Raw genomic sequence first — 19,469 nt, forward strand, 5'->3', positions numbered from 1 at the left:
GCGGTTCCCGCAGGGCGGCGTGCGACCGCCCGTGCGGGTCTTACAGGCGGGCGAGCCGTTCGAGTGCGGACGCGAGCGTGCTTTCCTGCTTCGCGAAGCAGAATCGGACGACGCCCGATTCGTGCGGCTCGTGATAGAACGCCGACACCGGAATGGCGGCCACGCCGATCTCCGACGTGAGCCACTTCGAGAATTCCGCTTCCGGCAGGTCGCTGATCGCCGAATAATCGACGCACTGGAAGTACGTGCCCGTGCAGGGCAGCAGCTTGAAGCGGGTGCGCTCGAGGCCGGCCCGGAAGAAATCGCGCTTCTTCTGGTAGAAGTCGGCAAGCGTCAGGTACGGCGCCGGGTCGCGCAGGTAGTCGGCGAGCCCGATCTGCATCGGCGTGTTCACCGTGAACACGTTGAACTGGTGGACCTTGCGGAATTCCGCGGTCAGCGCGGCAGGCGCCGCGACATAGCCGACCTTCCAGCCCGTCACGTGATAGGTCTTGCCGAAGCTCGACACGATGAAGCTGCGCGCGGCGAGTTCCGGATAGCGCGCGACGCTCTCGTGGCGCGCGCCGTCATAGACCATGTGCTCGTAGACCTCGTCGGACAGGATCAGCACGTTGGTGCCGCGCACGATCTCCTCGAGCTTGTGCATGTCCGACTCGCGCCACACGGTCCCGGTCGGGTTATGTGGCGTGTTGATCAGGATCATGCGCGTTTTCGGCGTGATCGCGGCCGCCAGACGGTCGAACGGGATCGCGTAGTCGGGTGCTTCCAGCGTGACGAACACGGGCTTGCCGCCCGCGAGTTCGATCGACGGCAGGTAGCTGTCGTAGGTCGGTTCGACGACGATCACTTCATCACCCGGATGCACCGTGCACATGATCGCGGTCAGCAACGCCTGCGTCGCGCCGCCCGTCACGGTGATTTCGGTCGCCGGATCGTAACGCCGGCCGTAGACCTGCGCGATCTTGTCCGCGATCGCGTCGCGCAGCGGCGCGACACCGGCCATCGGCGGATACTGGTTGTGCCCGTTGCGCATCGCGGCGGCAACCGCATCGATGATGCGCGGATCGCAGTCGAAATCCGGAAAGCCCTGGCCGAGGTTCACCGCGCCTTTTTCGGCGGCAAGCGCGCTCATGACCGTAAAGATCGTCGTGCCGACGTTCGGCAGGCGCGAGGGGAAAACGGGAGTCGTTGGCATGTCTGAAGGAGCGTTCATCGATACGGTCGAAATCGGGTGGTGCGGCGTAGGTCAGGCCGGCGTGGTCGTCGTGTCCGGCGCGGCGTCGAGCGAGCAGGCCTCGGTAAATGGCGCGGGCTGCGCGATCCGGAAGCCGAAGTCGCGTGCGGTGCGCTTCGCGAGCTTCAGCAGCGCGCGGTCTTTCGATACGAGCCACTCGGCCTGCGCGGCGCGGGCGAGTTCGAGAAACTTCTGGTCGTCGCGGTCCTTGCACTTCGGCAGCGGCGGCGCGTCGGCGTCGACGGGCGGCGGCTCGACGAGGCTCGCGAGCCGGGCGACGGTCGCGAGTGCGGCCGCCTTGTCGATGGCGCGCGACTGGAACTGCGGATAGTCGAGCACGTATTCGAGCTCGGTCAGGCAGCGGCCGTCGATCACGGCGGCCAGCGCGCCGCGTTCCAGCGCGGCCCGGATCGGGCGCGTAGCGGGGTCGTCGAATACGAGGATGTCGATCCAGACGTTCGAGTCGAGCACGACGCGGTGCGCGGCGTGCGGGGCGAGAGAGCGGGTCATTCGTTACAATCGGTGGTTTTCGTCTGACCGCAAGGCACGGCGTGCCAGCGAGCCTCTATGATAATCGTTCTCTCTCCAGCCAAATCCCTCGACTACGATACGCCCGCGCACGTCCAGTCTTACACGAAGCCTGCATTCGTCGCCGACGCGTCCGAACTGATCGACGGCCTGCGCAAGCTGTCGCCGCAGGACATCGCAACGCTGATGGATATTTCCGATCCGCTCGCGCGCCTGAATTTCCAGCGCTACGCGGATTGGTCGCGGACCTTTACGCCGGCCAACGCGAAGCAGGCCGTGCTCGCGTTCAACGGCGACGTCTATGAAGGTTTCGACGCGAAATCGCTGTCGTCCGCCGATCTCGACTATGCGCAGCAGCACGTGCGCGTGCTGTCGGGCCTGTACGGGCTGCTGCGTCCGCTCGACCTGCTGCAGCCGTACCGGCTCGAGATGGGCACGCGCTTCGCGAATGCGCGCGGCAAGGATCTGTACGCGTTCTGGGGCGACCGCATCACGCGTGCGCTGAACGAACAGCTCGAAACGCGCAGCGGCGCGGCGCGCGTGCTGGTCAACTGCGCGTCGACCGAATACTTCAAGTCGGTCAAGCCGAAACTGCTGGTCGCACCGGTCATCACGCCGGTGTTCGAGGACTGGAAGGGCGGCCGCTACAAGATCATCAGCTTCCATGCGAAGCGTGCGCGCGGTCTGATGGCGCGTTTTATCGTCGAGAACCGTATTACCGACCCGAAGGCGCTGAAGGATTTCGCGGCGGAAGGCTATGCGTTCGATGCGGCCGCGTCGAACGATTCGACTTACGTATATCGCCGGCGAGTCGGCGAGTGACCCTGCCGGCCGTTCACGAGACGGCCGGCGCATGCATGAGGCCGGGCGAGCGCTACACCGCCTGTTCCGGTCGCCCCAGGAGAGACAGATGGCCCTTTCGATCACCAGCAATTTCGACGCAGGCGCAATCGACGTCGTGTCGTGCGACAGTCCCGATGCGATTCGGCTGCGCGTGCGCGGCGACACCCGCTCGGAATTCGCGCAATGGTTTTACTACCGCTTGACGGGCGCGCGCGGCGAGCGCTGCGTGATGACGTTCGAGAATGCTGCCGAATGCGCGTATCCGTCGGGCTGGCGCAATTACAGCGCGGTGGCGAGCTATGACCGGGTCGACTGGTTTCGCGTGCCGACGACGTTCGACGGCAAGACGATGACCATCGACCATACGCCGGAATTCGACAGCATCTACTACGCGTATTTCGAACCGTACTCGGAAGAGCGTCACGCGGCGTTTCTCGGCGCGGTCCAGCAGTTGCCGCAGGCGAGCGTCGTCGAACTCGGTCGCACGGTTGAAGGTCGCCCGATGTCGCTGCTGACGCTCGGTACGCCGGAAACCGATGGCGCGCCGAAGAAGAAGGTGTGGGTCATCGCGCGCCAGCATCCCGGCGAGTCGATGGCCGAATGGTTCGTCGAAGGCCTCGTCAAGCGGCTGGCCGGATGGGGCGACTGGGCAGGCGACCCGGTCGCGCGCAAGCTGTACGATCGTGCGACGTTCTATATCGTCCCGAACATGAACCCGGACGGCAGCGTGCATGGCAACCTGCGCACCAATGCCGCAGGCGCGAACCTGAACCGCGAGTGGATGGCGCCCGATGCCGAGCGCAGCCCCGAGGTGCTGGCCGTGCGCGATGCAATCCATGCGATCGGCTGCGACATGTTCTTCGACATCCACGGCGACGAGGATCTGCCGTATGTGTTCGTTGCCGGATCCGAGATGCTGCCGAGCTTTACCGAGCAGCAGGGCAAGGAGCAGACCGCGTTCATCGAAGCGTTCAAGGTCGCGAGCCCGGACTTCCAGACTGAGCACGGCTATGCCGCAAGCAAGTACAAGGAGGACGCGCTCAAGCTCGCGTCGAAGTACATCGGCCATCAGTTCGGCTGTCTGTCGCTGACGCTCGAGATGCCGTTCAAGGACAACGCGAACCTGCCCGACGAACGCGTCGGCTGGAACGGCGAGCGAAGCGCGGCGCTCGGCGCGGCGATGCTGGCGGCGATCCTGGTGCACGTCGACACGTTTGCGTAAGCGTAGCGTCGCCGTATGAAAAAGCCGGGGCATCTCAGGATGCCCCGGCTTTTTTACTTCTGTGGATGTCGCTTCGGCGGATCAGGACTTCTTCGCGGTCTTCTTCACGACTTTTTTCTGGCCGCTCGACTTTTTCGTGCCGACGGCCTTCTTGCTGCCGGTACGGCCCGATGCCTTTGCCTTGCCCTTGCCTCGGTGCGACTTGCCCTTGAATTTCTTCGTCGAGGACGAGGAGCGCTCGACGCGCGGCTTAAGCGGCGGAACCGGGTCGTTCCAGCTGAACGCGAGCATCTGCTGACCGACATAGCCGCATCGGAATTTCAGCGGCGTCGGGTCGCTGCCGTCGCTATGGACGCCGAGGCCGTCGACCGTGACGATATTGTCGACCTTCACGCGCTGCTTGCCCTGGTCGAACGAGTCATTCCATGGCGTGATAGTCGCGTTGCCGCTGTCGAATGCGTTCGGCGCGAAGTCGACGCGGTCGAAGGCCGACGACGTGCTGGCGATGAAACTGCCGTGCGCTGCACAATCGGCGGCGAGCGGATCGGCATGCATTTCGTTGACGAATTTGTTGATCAGTTCGGAGCGCTGGTCGAGCAAATCGGCGAATGCCGGTGTCGGAAGCGCAAGCGACAGGCCCGCAATGCAGGCTGCCAGCTTGCCGAGCGCCCGGAAAATCCGGAGCGACGCAGGAGAGCTGTCCATCTGGTTATTGGTGAGGAGCGAATGAGACATCGGGCACGTATAGATGCCCGATGAAGAACCGGAGTTCAATCTTAGCGTAAAAAAGTTGTGCGGCAGTAGATGTCGCATTCTGCCGTACTGAGCGAGGGGGGCCGGCGCGTGATGACGGCGCCGTTGCCGGAGGGCAATTCAGGCGCGCGGGCCGCCGAGACGATAGCGCCGGACGTCGAAGGTCGTGACCCACGCGGGACGATAGACAGCGATGAGTGCGGTCGCCATGCCGGTGAACCACGCTTCGCCAAGCGCGAGCAGCGCGGTGTTCAGCAGATAGCCGGCCGGAATCACGACGGGAACGCCATCCGCGAGCGCGAGCTGGACCCCGGCAGCGGCAGCGGCGACCGCGATGATCGCGATGGCGGGCGACAGGAATCCCTGGCCGGTAATGAACGACGCGAGATTGTGCGGCAACCATGCGAGTGCGGCGCGCTGCAGCAATGCCGACACGGCGACCGGCAGCGCGCCGTAGATCAGATAGGTCAGGCCAATGCCCTGCCAAGGCGCATCGAAGATGATCGCGGCGACCGCTGTGACAGCGCCCATCGCGATCAGTGCGAGTGTCCAGTCGAACAGCGTGACGAGCAGCGTCGCGCCGAGCAGATGCATGACGATGCCATCGTCGAGCCACGCATTCGAGGCCCAGAGGACCGCAATGGCGGTGACGAGCGCGAGCCATACGTGCTGGAGCGTGGCGTCCTGCAGGCGCACGAAGGGACGATTCCAGATCGCGAGCGCGAGCAGGGCCACGGCGGCGATCCAGCCACCGATGCCAACCCAGAGCGGAAGCGGTGTGAAAAGAAAACCCATGCGTCCATATTACTCGTTGAGCATCAAAGGTGGGAATCCGCACACACCGACCGTCGCAATATCGAGACTGTTTGGCTAGCGTTCGCGCCGGAACCGCGCCGGCGGCTCGGCGGCGATCGGCAGGTCCTGCGCGCTATCGATCGAGGCCGGCAACGGGTACGGGCGGTTACTCCGTTGCGTACGCAGCGGAACCGGGCCCTGTTCGCCGATGGGCGGCTTGCGCGCACGACTGCGGTTCGCCAACAGCACCTCGAGGTGGGGCGACAGCCAGCCGTTGTAGATGGCGACCGCGGCGGCCCGGTTGGCGGCACCAAGTTGCTGGAAGATGCTGGCGAGGTGGATCTTGACGGTGCCTTCGCTGATGCCGAGTGTGCGAGCGATCATCTTGTTGGTGCTGCCCATGTGGACGAAGCGCATGATCTGCGCTTGTCGCGGCGACAGGAGGCCGCTTGGCGGCCGCCGGGGAAGCGACCCGGCGAGCGTCTGGAAATGGGCATCGTAGCGCGCCGCAGCAGTGGAAGGCAGCAGGCGCAGCGCGATCGGCGGAATGTAGTGTCCGCCCAGCAGCACGATCTCGAGCGCACGCACGATCAGGTGTGGCCGCGTGGAATGCGGGATCACGCCGGCGACACCGTAGTTGAAGAAGCGCTGGATGGCCTCTGGCGATGTTTCGTCGACGAGAACGGCGACCGGTGTCGGCGAGCACGCGCTGCACAGCGCCTGAAGCTCGCTGAGCCGGCCGACGTCGAGCCAGTCGATCGCGACCAGGTCGAAACGCTGGTTGCGCAGTAGCCGGCGCGCCTGAAAACTGTCGGGCACATCGTTGATGCCGGCGTGACGGTCGATCTGTCGCAACAGGGCCTTCAGTCCGTCACGCCGCTCGGCGTCTGAATTGAGCATCAGGAACCGCATATTCAACCTCCGTAATGTGAGCCATTGATCTGCCGTCTGGCATGCCTTGGGTCTGATAATGACAAAGACCTTACACGATGTCTGCTTGGCTGAAAGGCTTAGGAAAAGTATGAAATTTCGGGCGGCGGGAGGACAGACAAGTAAAAAGCCGCTCCGGCGGGAACCGTGAGCGGCTTCAGGCGGGCAGGCCGTCGGGCCTGCTGTGCTGCGGATTAGTGGAAGTGCGGCTGGGCGGGGGACGCGTCTTCCGGCATTTCCGCGTGGACGATTTCACCGAGCGGATCTGCATAGAGCGGCACGCCGCAGTCATCGCAATATTCGGGTTCGAAGCGCCCGGCGTGCCGCCGGACGTCGGTTACGCCGCATTCCTTGAGCAGACTCACGATTTCCTCGACCGGTCCTTCGATCGGCGCTTCGCCTTCGAGCGTCGCACTGTCGATCGACAAGTCGCCGTTTTCACGCCCGTAGAGCGGCCATACGACGCCGTAGATTACGTCGTTGCTAGCCCGCCGCGTGAAGCCGACACGGTACTCGTCGATACGGCGTTCGCCGAAGCCGGCGACCACCGCGCGCAGCTCTTGCGGTGCCGCACCAAGTGTGTCGAATAGATAACGAATGGCCGTTCGGACCGTATGTGGACGGATACGTTCGTCCGCATCCCGGCAGGCCGAATAGTACGCGTCCGGAAGCAGGCATTCGAATTCGCAGCCGGGCAGCGCGATCGACAGGTTCGGGCCGCCTTGGGCCGTCCATTGCTCGAGGCACTGGCCGCGTTCGATCCGGCTGCCGTTTTCTTCTTCCTGCCAGCGGAACAGCGGAGCGCCGGCGGGGGCCGCAACGACGGCGAGCAGGAAGCGCGGGTCGGCGAGGATCGGCGAGGTTTCGGGCAGGTCGCCGAAGCTGAGCTTGGGCGTATGCTGGCTGATCGCCCCATGCGCGAGCTGCTGGGCGAGCCGGTAGGTCTCGACGTGGTGTCGCGGCAACTGGTCGATGCTATAGAGGAACGGGGCGAGCCCGACGAGGGTGCCGTTCGCAAGGACGTGCGCCTGCAGGTGCGTTCGAAGTGCGTCGGCAACGTCGCCCTTGAGCGGGCCCGACGGAATCATGTAGCGCGTCCATGCGAGAACCGGGACGGCGACCAGCAGCGCATCGAACGGTTGGCCGTCGTGCTCGATCACCATCGACTCGCTGTGCGTCTCGGCCATGTCGGCGAGCGCGCCATAGGCGTCGGGATGATTTTGCTGCAGATGGTCGAGCGCTGCGTCGAGCGTGGTCTGGTTGCCGTTGCGGACAATCTTGGCGAGCAGCGCGTCGAGCTTCGCTTCCCAGAAGCGGTCCTCGATGCGGCTGCCCGAGGCGAAGAGCGCAAGCGACAGGCCGACCAGTTTGTCGGCATCGGGGGGGAGGCGTTTGGCGATTCGCTGGCGCATATTAAAGACGTATATAGAAAGAGGCGAAGAGCCTCACATTCTAGTCCGTTCTTTGCACCATAAGCGGTCTCGTGCCGACACACGGCCGGCTGGCCAAATTGCAGCTTTTGTAAAAAAGTTGCTTCAAACCCCTTGCGCGAATGTCGCGAGCTACCTACAATCACGCCTCTTTCGCGCTAACGGAAACGCGGCGCGGGAGAAGAGAAGCAGGGTTGACGGTGTGCTGGAGTCTGGAGCGCGCAACTAGCCTGGAAGTTGAGCCCCGCAGTCGCAACGATGTAGTGTAAAAAGTTGTTGACGAGCTGCGAAACACGGTTCATAATCTCGCTTCTCTGCTGCTGAAAACGCAGCGCTGCCGGGAAGCACGAAGTTCCTCGCAGAATGCTCTTTAAAAATTAACAGCCGATAAGTGTGGGCGCTTGATGAAAGCGAGCTGATCCTCGGATCAGATAGCGAAAGTATCAAGAGTCTCACACTAAAGTAAGTCAGGTTTATGAAGTAATTCATTTACCTGTCAGCTTTGAGTGAGCGACCGGTTCTTAACTGAACCGAAAACAGTAACAGGTTTAAACTGAAGAGTTTGATCCTGGCTCAGATTGAACGCTGGCGGCATGCCTTACACATGCAAGTCGAACGGCAGCACGGGTGCTTGCACCTGGTGGCGAGTGGCGAACGGGTGAGTAATACATCGGAACATGTCCTGTAGTGGGGGATAGCCCGGCGAAAGCCGGATTAATACCGCATACGATCTACGGATGAAAGCGGGGGACCTTCGGGCCTCGCGCTATAGGGTTGGCCGATGGCTGATTAGCTAGTTGGTGGGGTAAAGGCCTACCAAGGCGACGATCAGTAGCTGGTCTGAGAGGACGACCAGCCACACTGGGACTGAGACACGGCCCAGACTCCTACGGGAGGCAGCAGTGGGGAATTTTGGACAATGGGCGAAAGCCTGATCCAGCAATGCCGCGTGTGTGAAGAAGGCCTTCGGGTTGTAAAGCACTTTTGTCCGGAAAGAAATCCTTGACTCTAATACAGTCGGGGGATGACGGTACCGGAAGAATAAGCACCGGCTAACTACGTGCCAGCAGCCGCGGTAATACGTAGGGTGCGAGCGTTAATCGGAATTACTGGGCGTAAAGCGTGCGCAGGCGGTTTGCTAAGACCGATGTGAAATCCCCGGGCTCAACCTGGGAACTGCATTGGTGACTGGCAGGCTAGAGTATGGCAGAGGGGGGGGGAATTCCACGTGTAGCAGTGAAATGCGTAGAGATGTGGAGGAATACCGATGGCGAAGGCAGCCCCCTGGGCCAATACTGACGCTCATGCACGAAAGCGTGGGGAGCAAACAGGATTAGATACCCTGGTAGTCCACGCCCTAAACGATGTCAACTAGTTGTTGGGGATTCATTTCCTTAGTAACGTAGCTAACGCGTGAAGTTGACCGCCTGGGGAGTACGGTCGCAAGATTAAAACTCAAAGGAATTGACGGGGACCCGCACAAGCGGTGGATGATGTGGATTAATTCGATGCAACGCGAAAAACCTTACCTACCCTTGACATGGTCGGAATCCTGCTGAGAGGTGGGAGTGCTCGAAAGAGAACCGGCGCACAGGTGCTGCATGGCTGTCGTCAGCTCGTGTCGTGAGATGTTGGGTTAAGTCCCGCAACGAGCGCAACCCTTGTCCTTAGTTGCTACGCAAGAGCACTCTAAGGAGACTGCCGGTGACAAACCGGAGGAAGGTGGGGATGACGTCAAGTCCTCATGGCCCTTATGGGTAGGGCTTCACACGTCATACAATGGTCGGAACAGAGGGTTGCCAACCCGCGAGGGGGAGCTAATCCCAGAAAACCGATCGTAGTCCGGATTGCACTCTGCAACTCGAGTGCATGAAGCTGGAATCGCTAGTAATCGCGGATCAGCATGCCGCGGTGAATACGTTCCCGGGTCTTGTACACACCGCCCGTCACACCATGGGAGTGGGTTTTACCAGAAGTGGCTAGTCTAACCGCAAGGAGGACGGTCACCACGGTAGGATTCATGACTGGGGTGAAGTCGTAACAAGGTAGCCGTATCGGAAGGTGCGGCTGGATCACCTCCTTTCCAGAGCTTCTCGCACAAGTTGAGCGCTCACGCTTATCGGCTGTAAATTTAAAGACAGACTCAGGGGTCTGTAGCTCAGTCGGTTAGAGCACCGTCTTGATAAGGCGGGGGTCGTTGGTTCGAATCCAACCAGACCCACCATTGTCTGACGTGTCGGTGATCGTTAGCGCTTTAGCGCTTACGAGCAGCCCATGCCGATAGGCTGTAGGTACCTGAGGTTATCTGTACTCATGGGGGCATAGCTCAGCTGGGAGAGCACCTGCTTTGCAAGCAGGGGGTCGTCGGTTCGATCCCGTCTGCCTCCACCAATCACCAACGCTAAGGGCTTGGTTCAGACACTGAACCGAGAATTTTGCATTGGCGATTGAGCCAGTCAGAGTGATATGAGTAAAACCATATCGGCTGTCGTTCTTTAACAATCTGGAAGAAGCAAGTAATTTGGATAGCGGAAGCGTCTTGAGATGGACGTGAAAACTATCCGGGTTGTGATTGTATCGATGTATCTCAAGATGATTCGAACTCTATGTTCGACTTAAATTGGAATACGGCACAACGCGAGAACTCAACCTGTAGCGACTGTCGCGAGACAGACTCGTTATAGGGTCAAGCGAACAAGTGCATGTGGTGGATGCCTTGGCGATCACAGGCGATGAAGGACGCGGTAGCCTGCGAAAAGCTACGGGGAGCTGGCAAACAAGCTTTGATCCGTAGATGTCCGAATGGGGAAACCCACTCCTTTTGGAGTATCCATGGCTGAATACATAGGCCATGTGAAGCGAACGCGGTGAACTGAAACATCTAAGTAACCGCAGGAAAAGAAATCAACCGAGATTCCCAAAGTAGTGGCGAGCGAAATGGGATGAGCCTTGCACTCTTTATTTGTATTGTTAGCCGAACGCTCTGGAAAGTGCGGCCATAGCAGGTGATAGCCCTGTAGGCGAAAACAGTATGAAAGAACTAGGTGTGCGACAAGTAGGGCGGGACACGTGAAATCCTGTCTGAAGATGGGGGGACCATCCTCCAAGGCTAAATACTCGTGATCGACCGATAGTGAACCAGTACCGTGAGGGAAAGGCGAAAAGAACCCCGGGAGGGGAGTGAAATAGATCCTGAAACCGCATGCATACAAACAGTCGGAGCCTCGAAAGGGGTGACGGCGTACCTTTTGTATAATGGGTCAGCGACTTACGTTCAGTAGCAAGCTTAACCGTATAGGGCAGGCGTAGCGAAAGCGAGTCCGAATAGGGCGTTCAGTTGCTGGGCGTAGACCCGAAACCAAGTGATCTATCCATGGCCAGGATGAAGGTGCGGTAACACGTACTGGAGGTCCGAACCCACTAACGTTGAAAAGTTAGGGGATGAGCTGTGGATAGGGGTGAAAGGCTAAACAAACTTGGAAATAGCTGGTTCTCTCCGAAAACTATTTAGGTAGTGCCTCGTGTCTCACCTTCGGGGGTAGAGCACTGTCATGGTTGGGGGGTCTATTGCAGATTACCCCGCCATAGCAAACTCCGAATACCGAAGAGTGCAATCACGGGAGACAGACATCGGGTGCTAACGTCCGGTGTCAAGAGGGAAACAACCCAGACCGCCAGCTAAGGTCCCCAAATATAGCTAAGTGGGAAACGAAGTGGGAAGGCTAAAACAGTCAGGAGGTTGGCTTAGAAGCAGCCACCCTTTAAAGAAAGCGTAATAGCTCACTGATCGAGTCGTCCTGCGCGGAAGATGTAACGGGGCTAAGCTATATACCGAAGCTGCGGATGCGTGCTTTGCACGCATGGTAGGAGAGCGTTCCGTAAGCCTGCGAAGGTGCGTTGAAAAGCGTGCTGGAGGTATCGGAAGTGCGAATGCTGACATGAGTAGCGATAAAGGGGGTGAAAGGCCCCCTCGCCGTAAGCCCAAGGTTTCCTACGCAACGTTCATCGGCGTAGGGTGAGTCGGCCCCTAAGGCGAGGCAGAAATGCGTAGCTGATGGGAAGCAGGTCAATATTCCTGCACCATTGTTAGATGCGATGGGGGACGGATCGCGGAAGGTTGTCCGGGTGTTGGAAGTCCCGGTCGCTGCATTGGAGAAGGCGCTTAGGCAAATCCGGGCGCGTAATTCAAGGGTGTGGCGCGAGCTCCTTAGGGAGCGAAGCAATTGGAAGTGGTTCCAAGAAAAGCCTCTAAGCTTCAGTCTAACGATGACCGTACCGCAAACCGACACAGGTGGGCGAGATGAGTATTCTAAGGCGCTTGAGAGAACTCGGGAGAAGGAACTCGGCAAATTGGTACCGTAACTTCGGGATAAGGTACGCCCTTGTAGCTTGACTGGCCTGCGCCAGGAGGGTGAAAGGGTTGCAATAAACTGGTGGCTGCGACTGTTTAATAAAAACACAGCACTCTGCAAACACGAAAGTGGACGTATAGGGTGTGACGCCTGCCCGGTGCCGGAAGATTAAATGATGGGGTGCAAGCTCTTGATTGAAGTCCCGGTAAACGGCGGCCGTAACTATAACGGTCCTAAGGTAGCGAAATTCCTTGTCGGGTAAGTTCCGACCTGCACGAATGGCGTAACGATGGCCACACTGTCTCCTCCCGAGACTCAGCGAAGTTGAAGTGTTTGTGATGATGCAATCTACCCGCGGCTAGACGGAAAGACCCCATGAACCTTTACTGTAGCTTTGCATTGGACTTTGAACCGATCTGTGTAGGATAGGTGGGAGGCTATGAAACCGGAACGCTAGTTTCGGTGGAGCCGTCCTTGAAATACCACCCTGGTTTGTTTGAGGTTCTAACCTTGGCCCGTGATCCGGGTCGGGGACAGTGCATGGTAGGCAGTTTGACTGGGGCGGTCTCCTCCCAAAGCGTAACGGAGGAGTACGAAGGTACGCTAGGTACGGTCGGAAATCGTGCTGATAGTGCAATGGCATAAGCGTGCTTAACTGCGAGACCGACAAGTCGAGCAGGTGCGAAAGCAGGTCATAGTGATCCGGTGGTTCTGTATGGAAGGGCCATCGCTCAACGGATAAAAGGTACTCTGGGGATAACAGGCTGATACCGCCCAAGAGTTCATATCGACGGCGGTGTTTGGCACCTCGATGTCGGCTCATCTCATCCTGGGGCTGTAGCCGGTCCCAAGGGTATGGCTGTTCGCCATTTAAAGAGGTACGTGAGCTGGGTTTAAAACGTCGTGAGACAGTTTGGTCCCTATCTGCCGTGGGCGTTGGATATTTGAAGGGGGCTGCTCCTAGTACGAGAGGACCGGAGTGGACGAACCTCTGGTGTACCGGTTGTCACGCCAGTGGCATCGCCGGGTAGCTATGTTCGGAAGAGATAACCGCTGAAAGCATCTAAGCGGGAAACTCGCCTTAAGATGAGATATCCCTGGGGACTAGATCCCCTTGAAGGGTCGTTCGAGACCAGGACGTTGATAGGTCAGGTGTGTAAGCGCAGTAATGCGTTCAGCTAACTGATACTAATTGCCCGTAAGGCTTGATCCTATAACAAGTCTGCCTTGTAGATCGGCGCCGTGCCCTGCACGAGCTGCGATCCCAAGCGACAAGTTGGATTCTCGTGTGTGATACACACAACTCAAAATTACTGCTTCTTCCCGGATTGGTTGTGCTGCAAAGCCAGCACAACAACCCTCTTTGCCTGATGACCATAGCGAGTCGGTCCCACCCCTTCCCATCCCGAACAGGACCGTGAAACGACTCTACGCCGATGATAGTGCGGATTCCCGTGTGAAAGTAGGTAATCGTCAGGCTCCCTAAGCCAAGAACCCCCGCCCGAAAGGCGGGGGTTTTTGCATTTGCGCGGCGGAAATGCGCGACGCACCTGGTATCGAGCACACCTCTTGGATGACAGAAGGGCACACCATCCTCCACATACCAACGGCACGCACGCCAGATCAATCAGCCGCCATCCTGCCGTCAACCCTTACCCCGGAACGAAACTACGCGATTTGATACGATCGACGTGTCGTCGGCGATCGCACACGTCGACGTTCATGTTCGAAATCAGGGCTTGATGGAGAGGGCGGAATGAATATCGGCGACGCGTCGCGCGAATCCGGAGTCAGCGCAAAGATGATCCGGTACTACGAACAGGTCGGCCTGCTTGCGCCAAGCAAGCGTACTGATGCCGGCTACCGGATCTACGGCGCAGACGAGATCCATATCCTGCGCTTCATCCGTCAGGCGCGACGCCTTGGCTTTCTCGTCGAGGATATCCGCAAGCTGCTGATGCTCTGGCAAGACCGTTCCCGCGCGAGCGCCGAAGTGAAGTCGATTGCCCTCGAGCATGTGGCCGAACTCGACAAGCGCATCGCCGAGCTGAGCGACATGCGCGATACACTGGCCGACCTTGCCGCGCACTGTCACGGTGACGGGCGGCCCGAATGCCCGATTTTGGCGCGTTTGTCCGACCCCGTCGGTGAACCAAATTAGTGCACTCGCTCGACGTCCAAATCAGGCCTTGACTCGATTTTCATAAAAATCAACGGGTTATGCGATGTTGGTGGCCAGCCATTCCGATTGGGAATGGTTCCCATGCAAGTATTTCACTAGCATCTTGGTGCAGCATCGCTATAATTCGGGATAACCCTATACGGGAAATCCCTGAACGCCGATTCACCAGGGGTCCCCCTTCCTTGGAGAATGTCATGATCGCCTACATCGTCGAAAAGCTGAGCAACTGGTTCGAATCCGCAGAACGTGAACGCCGTGAGGCCTACCTTGCCACGTCGTCGGACATCGTCCAGCTCGAGAGCCGCATCCGCTCGCTCGAAACCAACGGCTACTCGCTGTAATCGGAGTCACCGTCAGGTGCCATGTGGCACCGAGCGATAAGCAAGCCCCGTATTTGACGGGGCTTTGTTTTTTGTGCGCCGGATCTGGCGCAATCGTCAGTGCAGCGCTATGGTATGCACCTGCTTTTCATCCTGAAGGACACGATCATGCGTTTGCGTCTCGATGTGCGTCGAAGTGCCCGCGCGCGTCTCGTTCTGGGCGCGGCGGTGCTGGTCCACGGGCTCGCGGCTGTTGCCGCGACGTCGTCCAAGCCGCTGATTCTCGATACGCAACGCGGTATCCAGGACGGCAAGGGCGGGTTGGTGATGCAAACGGCACCGTTGTCTTCCGAGCCGATCGTCGAGCCGGCAGGGATGCGGGCTCCGGCCGGGCAGGCGCCGAACACGTCGGTTCCGCTGTTCGTCGCGCCGTATATCAATGTCCCCGCGTGGGGTGGGCAGCCGGCCAACCAGCCGAGGCTCGCGCCGACACCTCAGCCGTAACGGCCGGTTGCCCGATCAGTTTCCGCGGTGCTCGATCTGGCAGCGGGCGCCGCTATCCTGTCCGAGCATCTCGACCAGGTAGGGCAGTGCCTCGTTCATGCTCTGGGCGAGCGTATACGGCGGATTCAGAATGAACATCCCGCTGCCGTAGAGACCCAGCCCGTCAGTCGGCGGATTCGACACCGTCAATGTCAGGTGCAGCCAATTGTTCGGTTGCAGGCGCTTCAACTGCTCGGGAAAACGCTGCGATTCCGTCCGGGTCACCTGCGGGTACCAGACCGCATAGCAGCCCGTCGCGAAACGCTTCAGACACTCCGTCACGCATGCCACCGTGCGCGCATAATCCTTCTTGTCCTCGTAGGACGGGTCGATCAGCACGAGTGCGCGTCGCGGCGGCGGCGGCAGCAACGCCTTGATGCCTTCGAAGCCGTCGCCGGCGAAAATCATCGCGCGTCGGCCCGCATCGCGGAAATTGTGGCGCAGCACGTCGATTTCTGTCGTGTGCATTTCGAACAGGCGCATGCGGTCCTGCTCGCGCATCGATCGCCATGCGATGTACGGGGAACCCGGGTAGAAGCGCAGTTCGCCGTCGTCGTTCAGCGCGCGTACTTCATCCACATAGTCGCCCAGCACCTCCGGCAGGTTCTTTTCGTTCCACAGCCGGCCCATGCCGGTGTCGAATTCCGACGTCTTCGCCGCGTAGCCGTCGCGCAGCGAGTACACCCCGGCGCCTGCATGCGTGTCGATGTACCAGTAAGACTTGTCCTTCTTGTTCAGGTAGCGCAGCAGCTGGACGACGACGGCGTGCTTGAGCACGTCCGCGTGGTTGCCTGCGTGAAAACCGTGACGATAACTGAGCATGGCGGGCTGCCTGAAACGAAAGGTGAATCGGTGAAAGCGATCGATCGTGCGCGGCCGTCAGGCGGGGCGCCGATGCGGGCCGCTATTGTACGCGAGTGGCCGCGGATCGCCTTACTCGTACGCATCGCCGACCACCTCCTCGATGCGTTGCTTCACATGCGGCGTCAGCTTCGCGGCAACGTCGAGCGCGCGCATGTTGTCACTGATCTGCTCGACCCGCGACGCGCCTGTGATGACCGAACTCACGCGCGGATTGGCGAGTACCCACGCGATCGCGAGTTGGGCAGTGCTGCAGCCGAGCTCGGCTGCAATTGTGCCGAGCCGTTCGACGATGTCGTTGGCGGCCGGATTGGTCAGGCGGTCGCGCATCCAGTCGTAACCCTGTAACTGTGCGCGGCTGCCGGGCGGCACGCCGTTACGGTACTTGCCGGTGAGCAGGCCCGATGCCAGCGGGCTCCAGGTCGTGAGGCCGAGACCGTAGTCTTCGTAGAGCCGCGCATATTCCTGTTCGACCCGCGTGCGGTGGAACAGGTTGTACTGCGGCTGCTCGACGACCGGCTTGTGCAGGTGATGCCGCTCGGCGATCTCGCATGCAGCACGGATCTCGTCGGCACTCCATTCCGACGTGCCCCAGTACAGCGCCTTGCCGCGCACGATCATGTCGCTCATCGCCCAGACGGTTTCCTCGATCGGCGTGTTCGGGTCGGGGCGATGGCAATAGACGAGGTCGACATAGTCGAGTTGCAGCCGGCGCAGCGAGCCGTCGATGGCGTTCAGCAGGTATTTCCGGTTCAGCGTGTGATACTGGTTCGGCGCTTCGGCGAGCCCCCAGAAGAATTTCGTGGACACGATGTAGCTGATGCGCGGCCAGTCGAGCGTTTTGAGCGCGTGGCCCATGATTTCCTCGGACTTGCCGCCGGCGTAGACCTCGGCGTTGTCGAAGAAATTGACGCCTGCGTCGCGCGCCGCAGCCAGGCATTCGCGCGCGACCCGCTGGTCGATCTGGTTGCCGTACGTCACCCACGAACCGAGCGAAAGCTCGCTGATCTGCAGACCGGAGCGACCTAGCCGTCGATAGTGCATGCGAATCTCCTGGATGATGGAACCGACCTTAAGCTTAGACGTTTTGCGCGCGAACGGCGGGGCCGATCGTGCACAATGACGGCTGGCCCGCCAGCACGATCGCGCGACGGTAGCGGATGCGGTGGGCGCTTGTTTTATCGATCCGACAACGGGAGGAGACGGACATGGCAGCAGATCTGAGCGGCAAGACCGCAGTCGTCACGGGCGCCGCAAGCGGCATCGGCAAGGAAATCGCACTCGAGCTCGCGAAAGCAGGCGCGGCCGTTGCGATCGCCGACCTGAACCAGGACGGCGCGAACGCGGTCGCCGACGAGATCGTCAAGGCGGGCGGCAAGGCAATCGGCGTCGCGATGGACGTGACGAACGAGGAAGCCGTGAACAGCGGCATCGACAAGGTAGCCGAAACGTTCGGCTCGGTCGACATCCTCGTGTCGAACGCGGGCATCCAGATCGTCAACCCGATCGAGAACTATTCGTTTGCAGACTGGAAGAAGATGCAGGCGATCCACGTCGACGGCGCGTTCCTGACGACCAAGGCCGCGCTCAAGCACATGTACAAGGACGATCGCGGCGGTGTCGTGATCTATATGGGTTCGGTGCACTCGCACGAGGCGTCACCGCTGAAGTCGGCATACGTGACGGCCAAGCACGGCCTGCTTGGCCTGGCCCGCGTGCTGGCGAAGGAAGGCGCGAAGCACAACGTGCGCTCGCACGTGGTGTGTCCGGGCTTCGTGCGCACGCCGCTGGTCGACAAGCAGATTCCGGAGCAGGCGAAGGAGCTCGGGATCAGCGAAGAGGAAGTGGTGAAGAAGGTGATGCTCGGCAATACGGTCGACGGCGTGTTTACGACCGTTCAGGACGTCGCGCAGACGGTGCTGTTCCTGTCGGCGTTCCCGAGCGCCGCGCTCACGGGCCAGTCGATCGTCGTCAGCCACGGCTGGTTCATGCAGTAATGCGGGGGCGGGCAGGGTCGCTGCCCGCCGGTCAAAGGCATAAAAAAACGCGCTCCACGGAGCGCGTTTTTCATTTTGGCAGGGCGCGGCCGATGACGGCCGCCGCCTGCTCAAGCCGTGTTACTTCAGGACCGCTGCGACCGCGTTGGCGACCGCGTCGAGGTTGCGCGTGTTCAGTGCGGCGACGCAGATCCGGCCCGTGCCGACTGCGTAGATGCCGAACTCGTCGCGCAGGCGATCGACTTGCGCCGAGGTCAGGCCCGAATACGAGAACATCCCGCGCTGCTCGTTGATGAAGCTGAAGTCGCGATCGACGCCGCTTGCCTTCAGGCGCTCGACGAGACCATTGCGCATTGCGCGGATGCGATCGCGCATTTCACCGAGTTCCTGCACCCACGAAGCGTGCAGTTCCGGCGATGCGAGCACCGCTGCGACCACGGCGCCGCCATGGGTCGGCGGGTTCGAGTAGTTCGTGCGGATCACGCGCTTCAGTTGCGACAGCACGCGCGTCGCTTCTTCCTTGCTCGACGTGATGATCGACAGTGCGCCGACGCGCTCGCCGTACAGCGAGAACGACTTCGAGAACGACGACGACACGAATGCGTTCAGGTCAGCCGCGGCAAACAGGCGCACGGCAGCGGCATCGGCCTCGATGCTTTCGCCGAAACCCTGGTAGGCCATGTCGAGGAACGGCACGAGGTTGCGCGCCTTCACGACGTCGACGACCTGTTGCCATTGCGCTTCGGTCAGGTCCACGCCGGTCGGGTTATGGCAGCACGCGTGCAGCACGACGACCGTACCTGCCGCGTAGCTGTTCAGTGCCGACAGCATGCCTTCGAAGTTCACACCGTTGGTGGCAGCGTCGTAATACGGGTACGCAACGACTTCGAAGCCGGCTGCTTCGAACAGCGCGCGGTGGTTTTCCCAGCTCGGATCGCTGATCGCGACCTTCGCGTTCGGGTTCACGGTGCGCAGGAAATCGGCGCCGATCTTCAGCGCGCCCGTGCCGCCCAGTGCCTGGGCCGTGACCACGCGACCGGCCGCGATCAGCGGCGAGTCGTTGCCGAGCAGCAGCTTCTGCACGGCCGCATCGTAGGCGGCGATGCCGTCGATCGGCAGGTAGCCGCGCGGCAGGCCGGCCTCGACACGCACCTTCTCTGCTTCACGAACCGCGCGCAGCAGCGGAATCTTGCCTTCTTCGTTCGTATACACACCGACGCCGAGGTTGACCTTGGTCGGACGCGCATCGGCGTTGAAGGCTTCGTTCAGGCCCAGGATCGGGTCGCGGGGAGCAAGCTGGACAGCAGAGAAGAGCGACATGATGATTCGGCAGTAGTGAAAAGAGGGTCAGGCTTTCAACGGGCGGGGCGGGCGCGGTGGATGGACCGCGCGCAGGCAGGCACGACGCCGGAAAGCGCAGCAGCCTGACATTGTAGCGAATTCGCGCAGGCGGGGGCGGCGTTTCGGCGGCGAAATTCG

General features: G+C 60.6%; 15 protein-coding genes, 2 tRNA genes and 3 rRNA genes. 11 read left to right on the forward strand and 9 right to left on the reverse strand.

What is annotated here, in order from left to right; translation table 11 throughout:
* Positions 1-40: 40 nt before the first annotated feature.
* Together CFB34_RS29055 and CFB34_RS29060 are read right to left on the reverse strand one after the other, a co-directional pair.
* A complete protein-coding gene (locus tag CFB34_RS29055; protein WP_089440657.1) occupies positions 41-1,213 on the reverse strand; it encodes a pyridoxal phosphate-dependent aminotransferase in 1,173 nt (390 codons plus the stop codon).
* A gap of 33 nt (positions 1,214-1,246) precedes the next feature.
* Positions 1,247-1,744, reverse strand: coding sequence for a putative toxin-antitoxin system toxin component, PIN family (locus CFB34_RS29060; protein ID WP_089440656.1), 498 nt, complete (start codon positions 1,742-1,744; stop codon positions 1,247-1,249).
* Between the two features lie 57 nt (positions 1,745-1,801).
* Here CFB34_RS29060 and yaaA point away from each other — a divergent pair, with 57 nt between their 5' ends.
* Both yaaA and CFB34_RS29070 read left to right on the forward strand, forming a co-directional pair.
* Complete coding sequence (gene yaaA / locus CFB34_RS29065) at positions 1,802-2,584, forward strand: peroxide stress protein YaaA (protein ID WP_089440655.1); 783 nt, start codon at positions 1,802-1,804, stop codon at positions 2,582-2,584.
* Positions 2,585-2,672: 88 nt separating this feature from the next.
* Positions 2,673-3,827, forward strand: a complete 1,155-nt coding sequence (locus CFB34_RS29070) for a M14-type cytosolic carboxypeptidase (RefSeq protein WP_089440654.1) — start codon at positions 2,673-2,675, stop codon at positions 3,825-3,827.
* Positions 3,828-3,908: 81 nt separating this feature from the next.
* Here the strand turns inward: CFB34_RS29070 and CFB34_RS29075 are convergent, their stop codons facing one another.
* The 4 genes from CFB34_RS29075 to CFB34_RS29090 form a co-directional block, all read right to left on the reverse strand.
* The gene (locus tag CFB34_RS29075) at positions 3,909-4,562 is read right to left on the reverse strand and encodes a hypothetical protein (RefSeq protein ID WP_089440653.1); all 654 of its coding nucleotides are present in this window, start codon (positions 4,560-4,562) and stop codon (positions 3,909-3,911) included.
* 138 nt (positions 4,563-4,700) lie between these two features.
* Positions 4,701-5,375, reverse strand: coding sequence for an energy-coupling factor ABC transporter permease (locus CFB34_RS29080; RefSeq protein WP_072440675.1), 675 nt, complete (start codon positions 5,373-5,375; stop codon positions 4,701-4,703).
* Positions 5,376-5,450: 75 nt separating this feature from the next.
* Positions 5,451-6,287, reverse strand: coding sequence for a response regulator transcription factor (locus CFB34_RS29085; protein WP_089440651.1), 837 nt, complete (start codon positions 6,285-6,287; stop codon positions 5,451-5,453).
* 212 nt (positions 6,288-6,499) lie between these two features.
* Positions 6,500-7,717 (reverse strand): DUF2863 family protein, encoded by a 1,218-nt coding sequence (locus tag CFB34_RS29090; RefSeq protein ID WP_089440650.1) that lies wholly within the window; start codon positions 7,715-7,717, stop codon positions 6,500-6,502.
* 568 nt (positions 7,718-8,285) lie between these two features.
* Here CFB34_RS29090 and CFB34_RS29095 point away from each other — a divergent pair.
* From CFB34_RS29095 to CFB34_RS29130, 8 genes are all read left to right on the forward strand, one after another.
* Positions 8,286-9,818 (forward strand): 16S ribosomal RNA (locus CFB34_RS29095).
* Positions 9,819-9,882: 64 nt separating this feature from the next.
* Positions 9,883-9,959 (forward strand) — tRNA-Ile (locus CFB34_RS29100).
* 91 nt (positions 9,960-10,050) lie between these two features.
* Positions 10,051-10,126, forward strand: a tRNA-Ala gene (locus CFB34_RS29105).
* A 293-nt stretch (positions 10,127-10,419) separates the two neighbouring features.
* Positions 10,420-13,300, forward strand: a 23S ribosomal RNA gene (locus CFB34_RS29110).
* 153 nt (positions 13,301-13,453) lie between these two features.
* Positions 13,454-13,566, forward strand: a 5S ribosomal RNA gene (rrf, locus tag CFB34_RS29115).
* Together the 16S, 23S and 5S rRNA genes with 2 tRNA genes alongside form the textbook arrangement of a ribosomal RNA operon.
* Positions 13,567-13,843: 277 nt before the next feature.
* Positions 13,844-14,248, forward strand: a complete 405-nt coding sequence (gene cueR / locus CFB34_RS29120) for a Cu(I)-responsive transcriptional regulator (RefSeq protein ID WP_041493104.1) — start codon at positions 13,844-13,846, stop codon at positions 14,246-14,248.
* A gap of 215 nt (positions 14,249-14,463) precedes the next feature.
* Entirely contained in the window at positions 14,464-14,610 is a 147-nt protein-coding gene (locus CFB34_RS29125) for a DUF3563 family protein (protein ID WP_006478295.1), read from the forward strand.
* Positions 14,611-14,724: 114 nt separating this feature from the next.
* The gene (locus tag CFB34_RS29130) at positions 14,725-15,093 is read left to right on the forward strand and encodes a hypothetical protein (protein WP_179243647.1); all 369 of its coding nucleotides are present in this window, start codon (positions 14,725-14,727) and stop codon (positions 15,091-15,093) included.
* Positions 15,094-15,108: 15 nt separating this feature from the next.
* On the opposite strand, the gene rlmJ is transcribed toward CFB34_RS29130, so the two are convergent.
* Entirely contained in the window at positions 15,109-15,954 is an 846-nt protein-coding gene (gene rlmJ, locus CFB34_RS29135) for a 23S rRNA (adenine(2030)-N(6))-methyltransferase RlmJ (protein ID WP_089440634.1), read from the reverse strand.
* Positions 15,955-16,065: 111 nt separating this feature from the next.
* Positions 16,066-17,037 (reverse strand): aldo/keto reductase, encoded by a 972-nt coding sequence (locus CFB34_RS29140; protein WP_089440633.1) that lies wholly within the window; start codon positions 17,035-17,037, stop codon positions 16,066-16,068.
* A gap of 164 nt (positions 17,038-17,201) precedes the next feature.
* Here CFB34_RS29140 and CFB34_RS29145 point away from each other — a divergent pair, with 164 nt between their 5' ends.
* On the forward strand, positions 17,202-17,990 hold the full coding sequence (locus tag CFB34_RS29145) for a 3-hydroxybutyrate dehydrogenase (RefSeq protein WP_089440632.1): 789 nt from the start codon (positions 17,202-17,204) through the stop codon (positions 17,988-17,990).
* A gap of 120 nt (positions 17,991-18,110) precedes the next feature.
* Here CFB34_RS29145 and CFB34_RS29150 read toward each other — a convergent pair whose 3' ends face one another.
* Entirely contained in the window at positions 18,111-19,310 is a 1,200-nt protein-coding gene (locus CFB34_RS29150) for an amino acid aminotransferase (RefSeq protein WP_089440631.1), read from the reverse strand.
* Between the last annotated feature and the right edge of the window lie 159 nt (positions 19,311-19,469).

The sequence above is a fragment of the Burkholderia sp. HI4860 genome, from assembly GCF_002223045.2.
Taxonomy (GTDB): Bacteria; Pseudomonadota; Gammaproteobacteria; order Burkholderiales; family Burkholderiaceae; genus Burkholderia.

Excerpts from the sequence above, each read along its gene's own strand:
- CFB34_RS29055 (WP_089440657.1), bottom strand. The coding sequence starts at position 1,213 with ATGAACGCTCCTTCAGACATGCCAACGACTCCCGTTTTCCCCTCGCGC.
- CFB34_RS29060 (WP_089440656.1), bottom strand. The coding sequence starts at position 1,744 with ATGACCCGCTCTCTCGCCCCGCACGCCGCGCACCGCGTCGTGCTCGAC.
- yaaA (WP_089440655.1), top strand. The coding sequence starts at position 1,802 with ATGATAATCGTTCTCTCTCCAGCCAAATCCCTCGACTACGATACGCCC.
- CFB34_RS29070 (WP_089440654.1), top strand. The coding sequence starts at position 2,673 with ATGGCCCTTTCGATCACCAGCAATTTCGACGCAGGCGCAATCGACGTC.
- CFB34_RS29075 (WP_089440653.1), bottom strand. The coding sequence starts at position 4,562 with ATGTCTCATTCGCTCCTCACCAATAACCAGATGGACAGCTCTCCTGCG.
- CFB34_RS29080 (WP_072440675.1), bottom strand. The coding sequence starts at position 5,375 with ATGGGTTTTCTTTTCACACCGCTTCCGCTCTGGGTTGGCATCGGTGGC.
- CFB34_RS29085 (WP_089440651.1), bottom strand. The coding sequence starts at position 6,287 with ATGCGGTTCCTGATGCTCAATTCAGACGCCGAGCGGCGTGACGGACTG.
- CFB34_RS29090 (WP_089440650.1), bottom strand. The coding sequence starts at position 7,717 with ATGCGCCAGCGAATCGCCAAACGCCTCCCCCCCGATGCCGACAAACTG.
- cueR (WP_041493104.1), top strand. The coding sequence starts at position 13,844 with ATGAATATCGGCGACGCGTCGCGCGAATCCGGAGTCAGCGCAAAGATG.
- CFB34_RS29125 (WP_006478295.1), top strand. The coding sequence starts at position 14,464 with ATGATCGCCTACATCGTCGAAAAGCTGAGCAACTGGTTCGAATCCGCA.
- CFB34_RS29130 (WP_179243647.1), top strand. The coding sequence starts at position 14,725 with ATGCACCTGCTTTTCATCCTGAAGGACACGATCATGCGTTTGCGTCTC.
- rlmJ (WP_089440634.1), bottom strand. The coding sequence starts at position 15,954 with ATGCTCAGTTATCGTCACGGTTTTCACGCAGGCAACCACGCGGACGTG.
- CFB34_RS29140 (WP_089440633.1), bottom strand. The coding sequence starts at position 17,037 with ATGCACTATCGACGGCTAGGTCGCTCCGGTCTGCAGATCAGCGAGCTT.
- CFB34_RS29145 (WP_089440632.1), top strand. The coding sequence starts at position 17,202 with ATGGCAGCAGATCTGAGCGGCAAGACCGCAGTCGTCACGGGCGCCGCA.
- CFB34_RS29150 (WP_089440631.1), bottom strand. The coding sequence starts at position 19,310 with ATGTCGCTCTTCTCTGCTGTCCAGCTTGCTCCCCGCGACCCGATCCTG.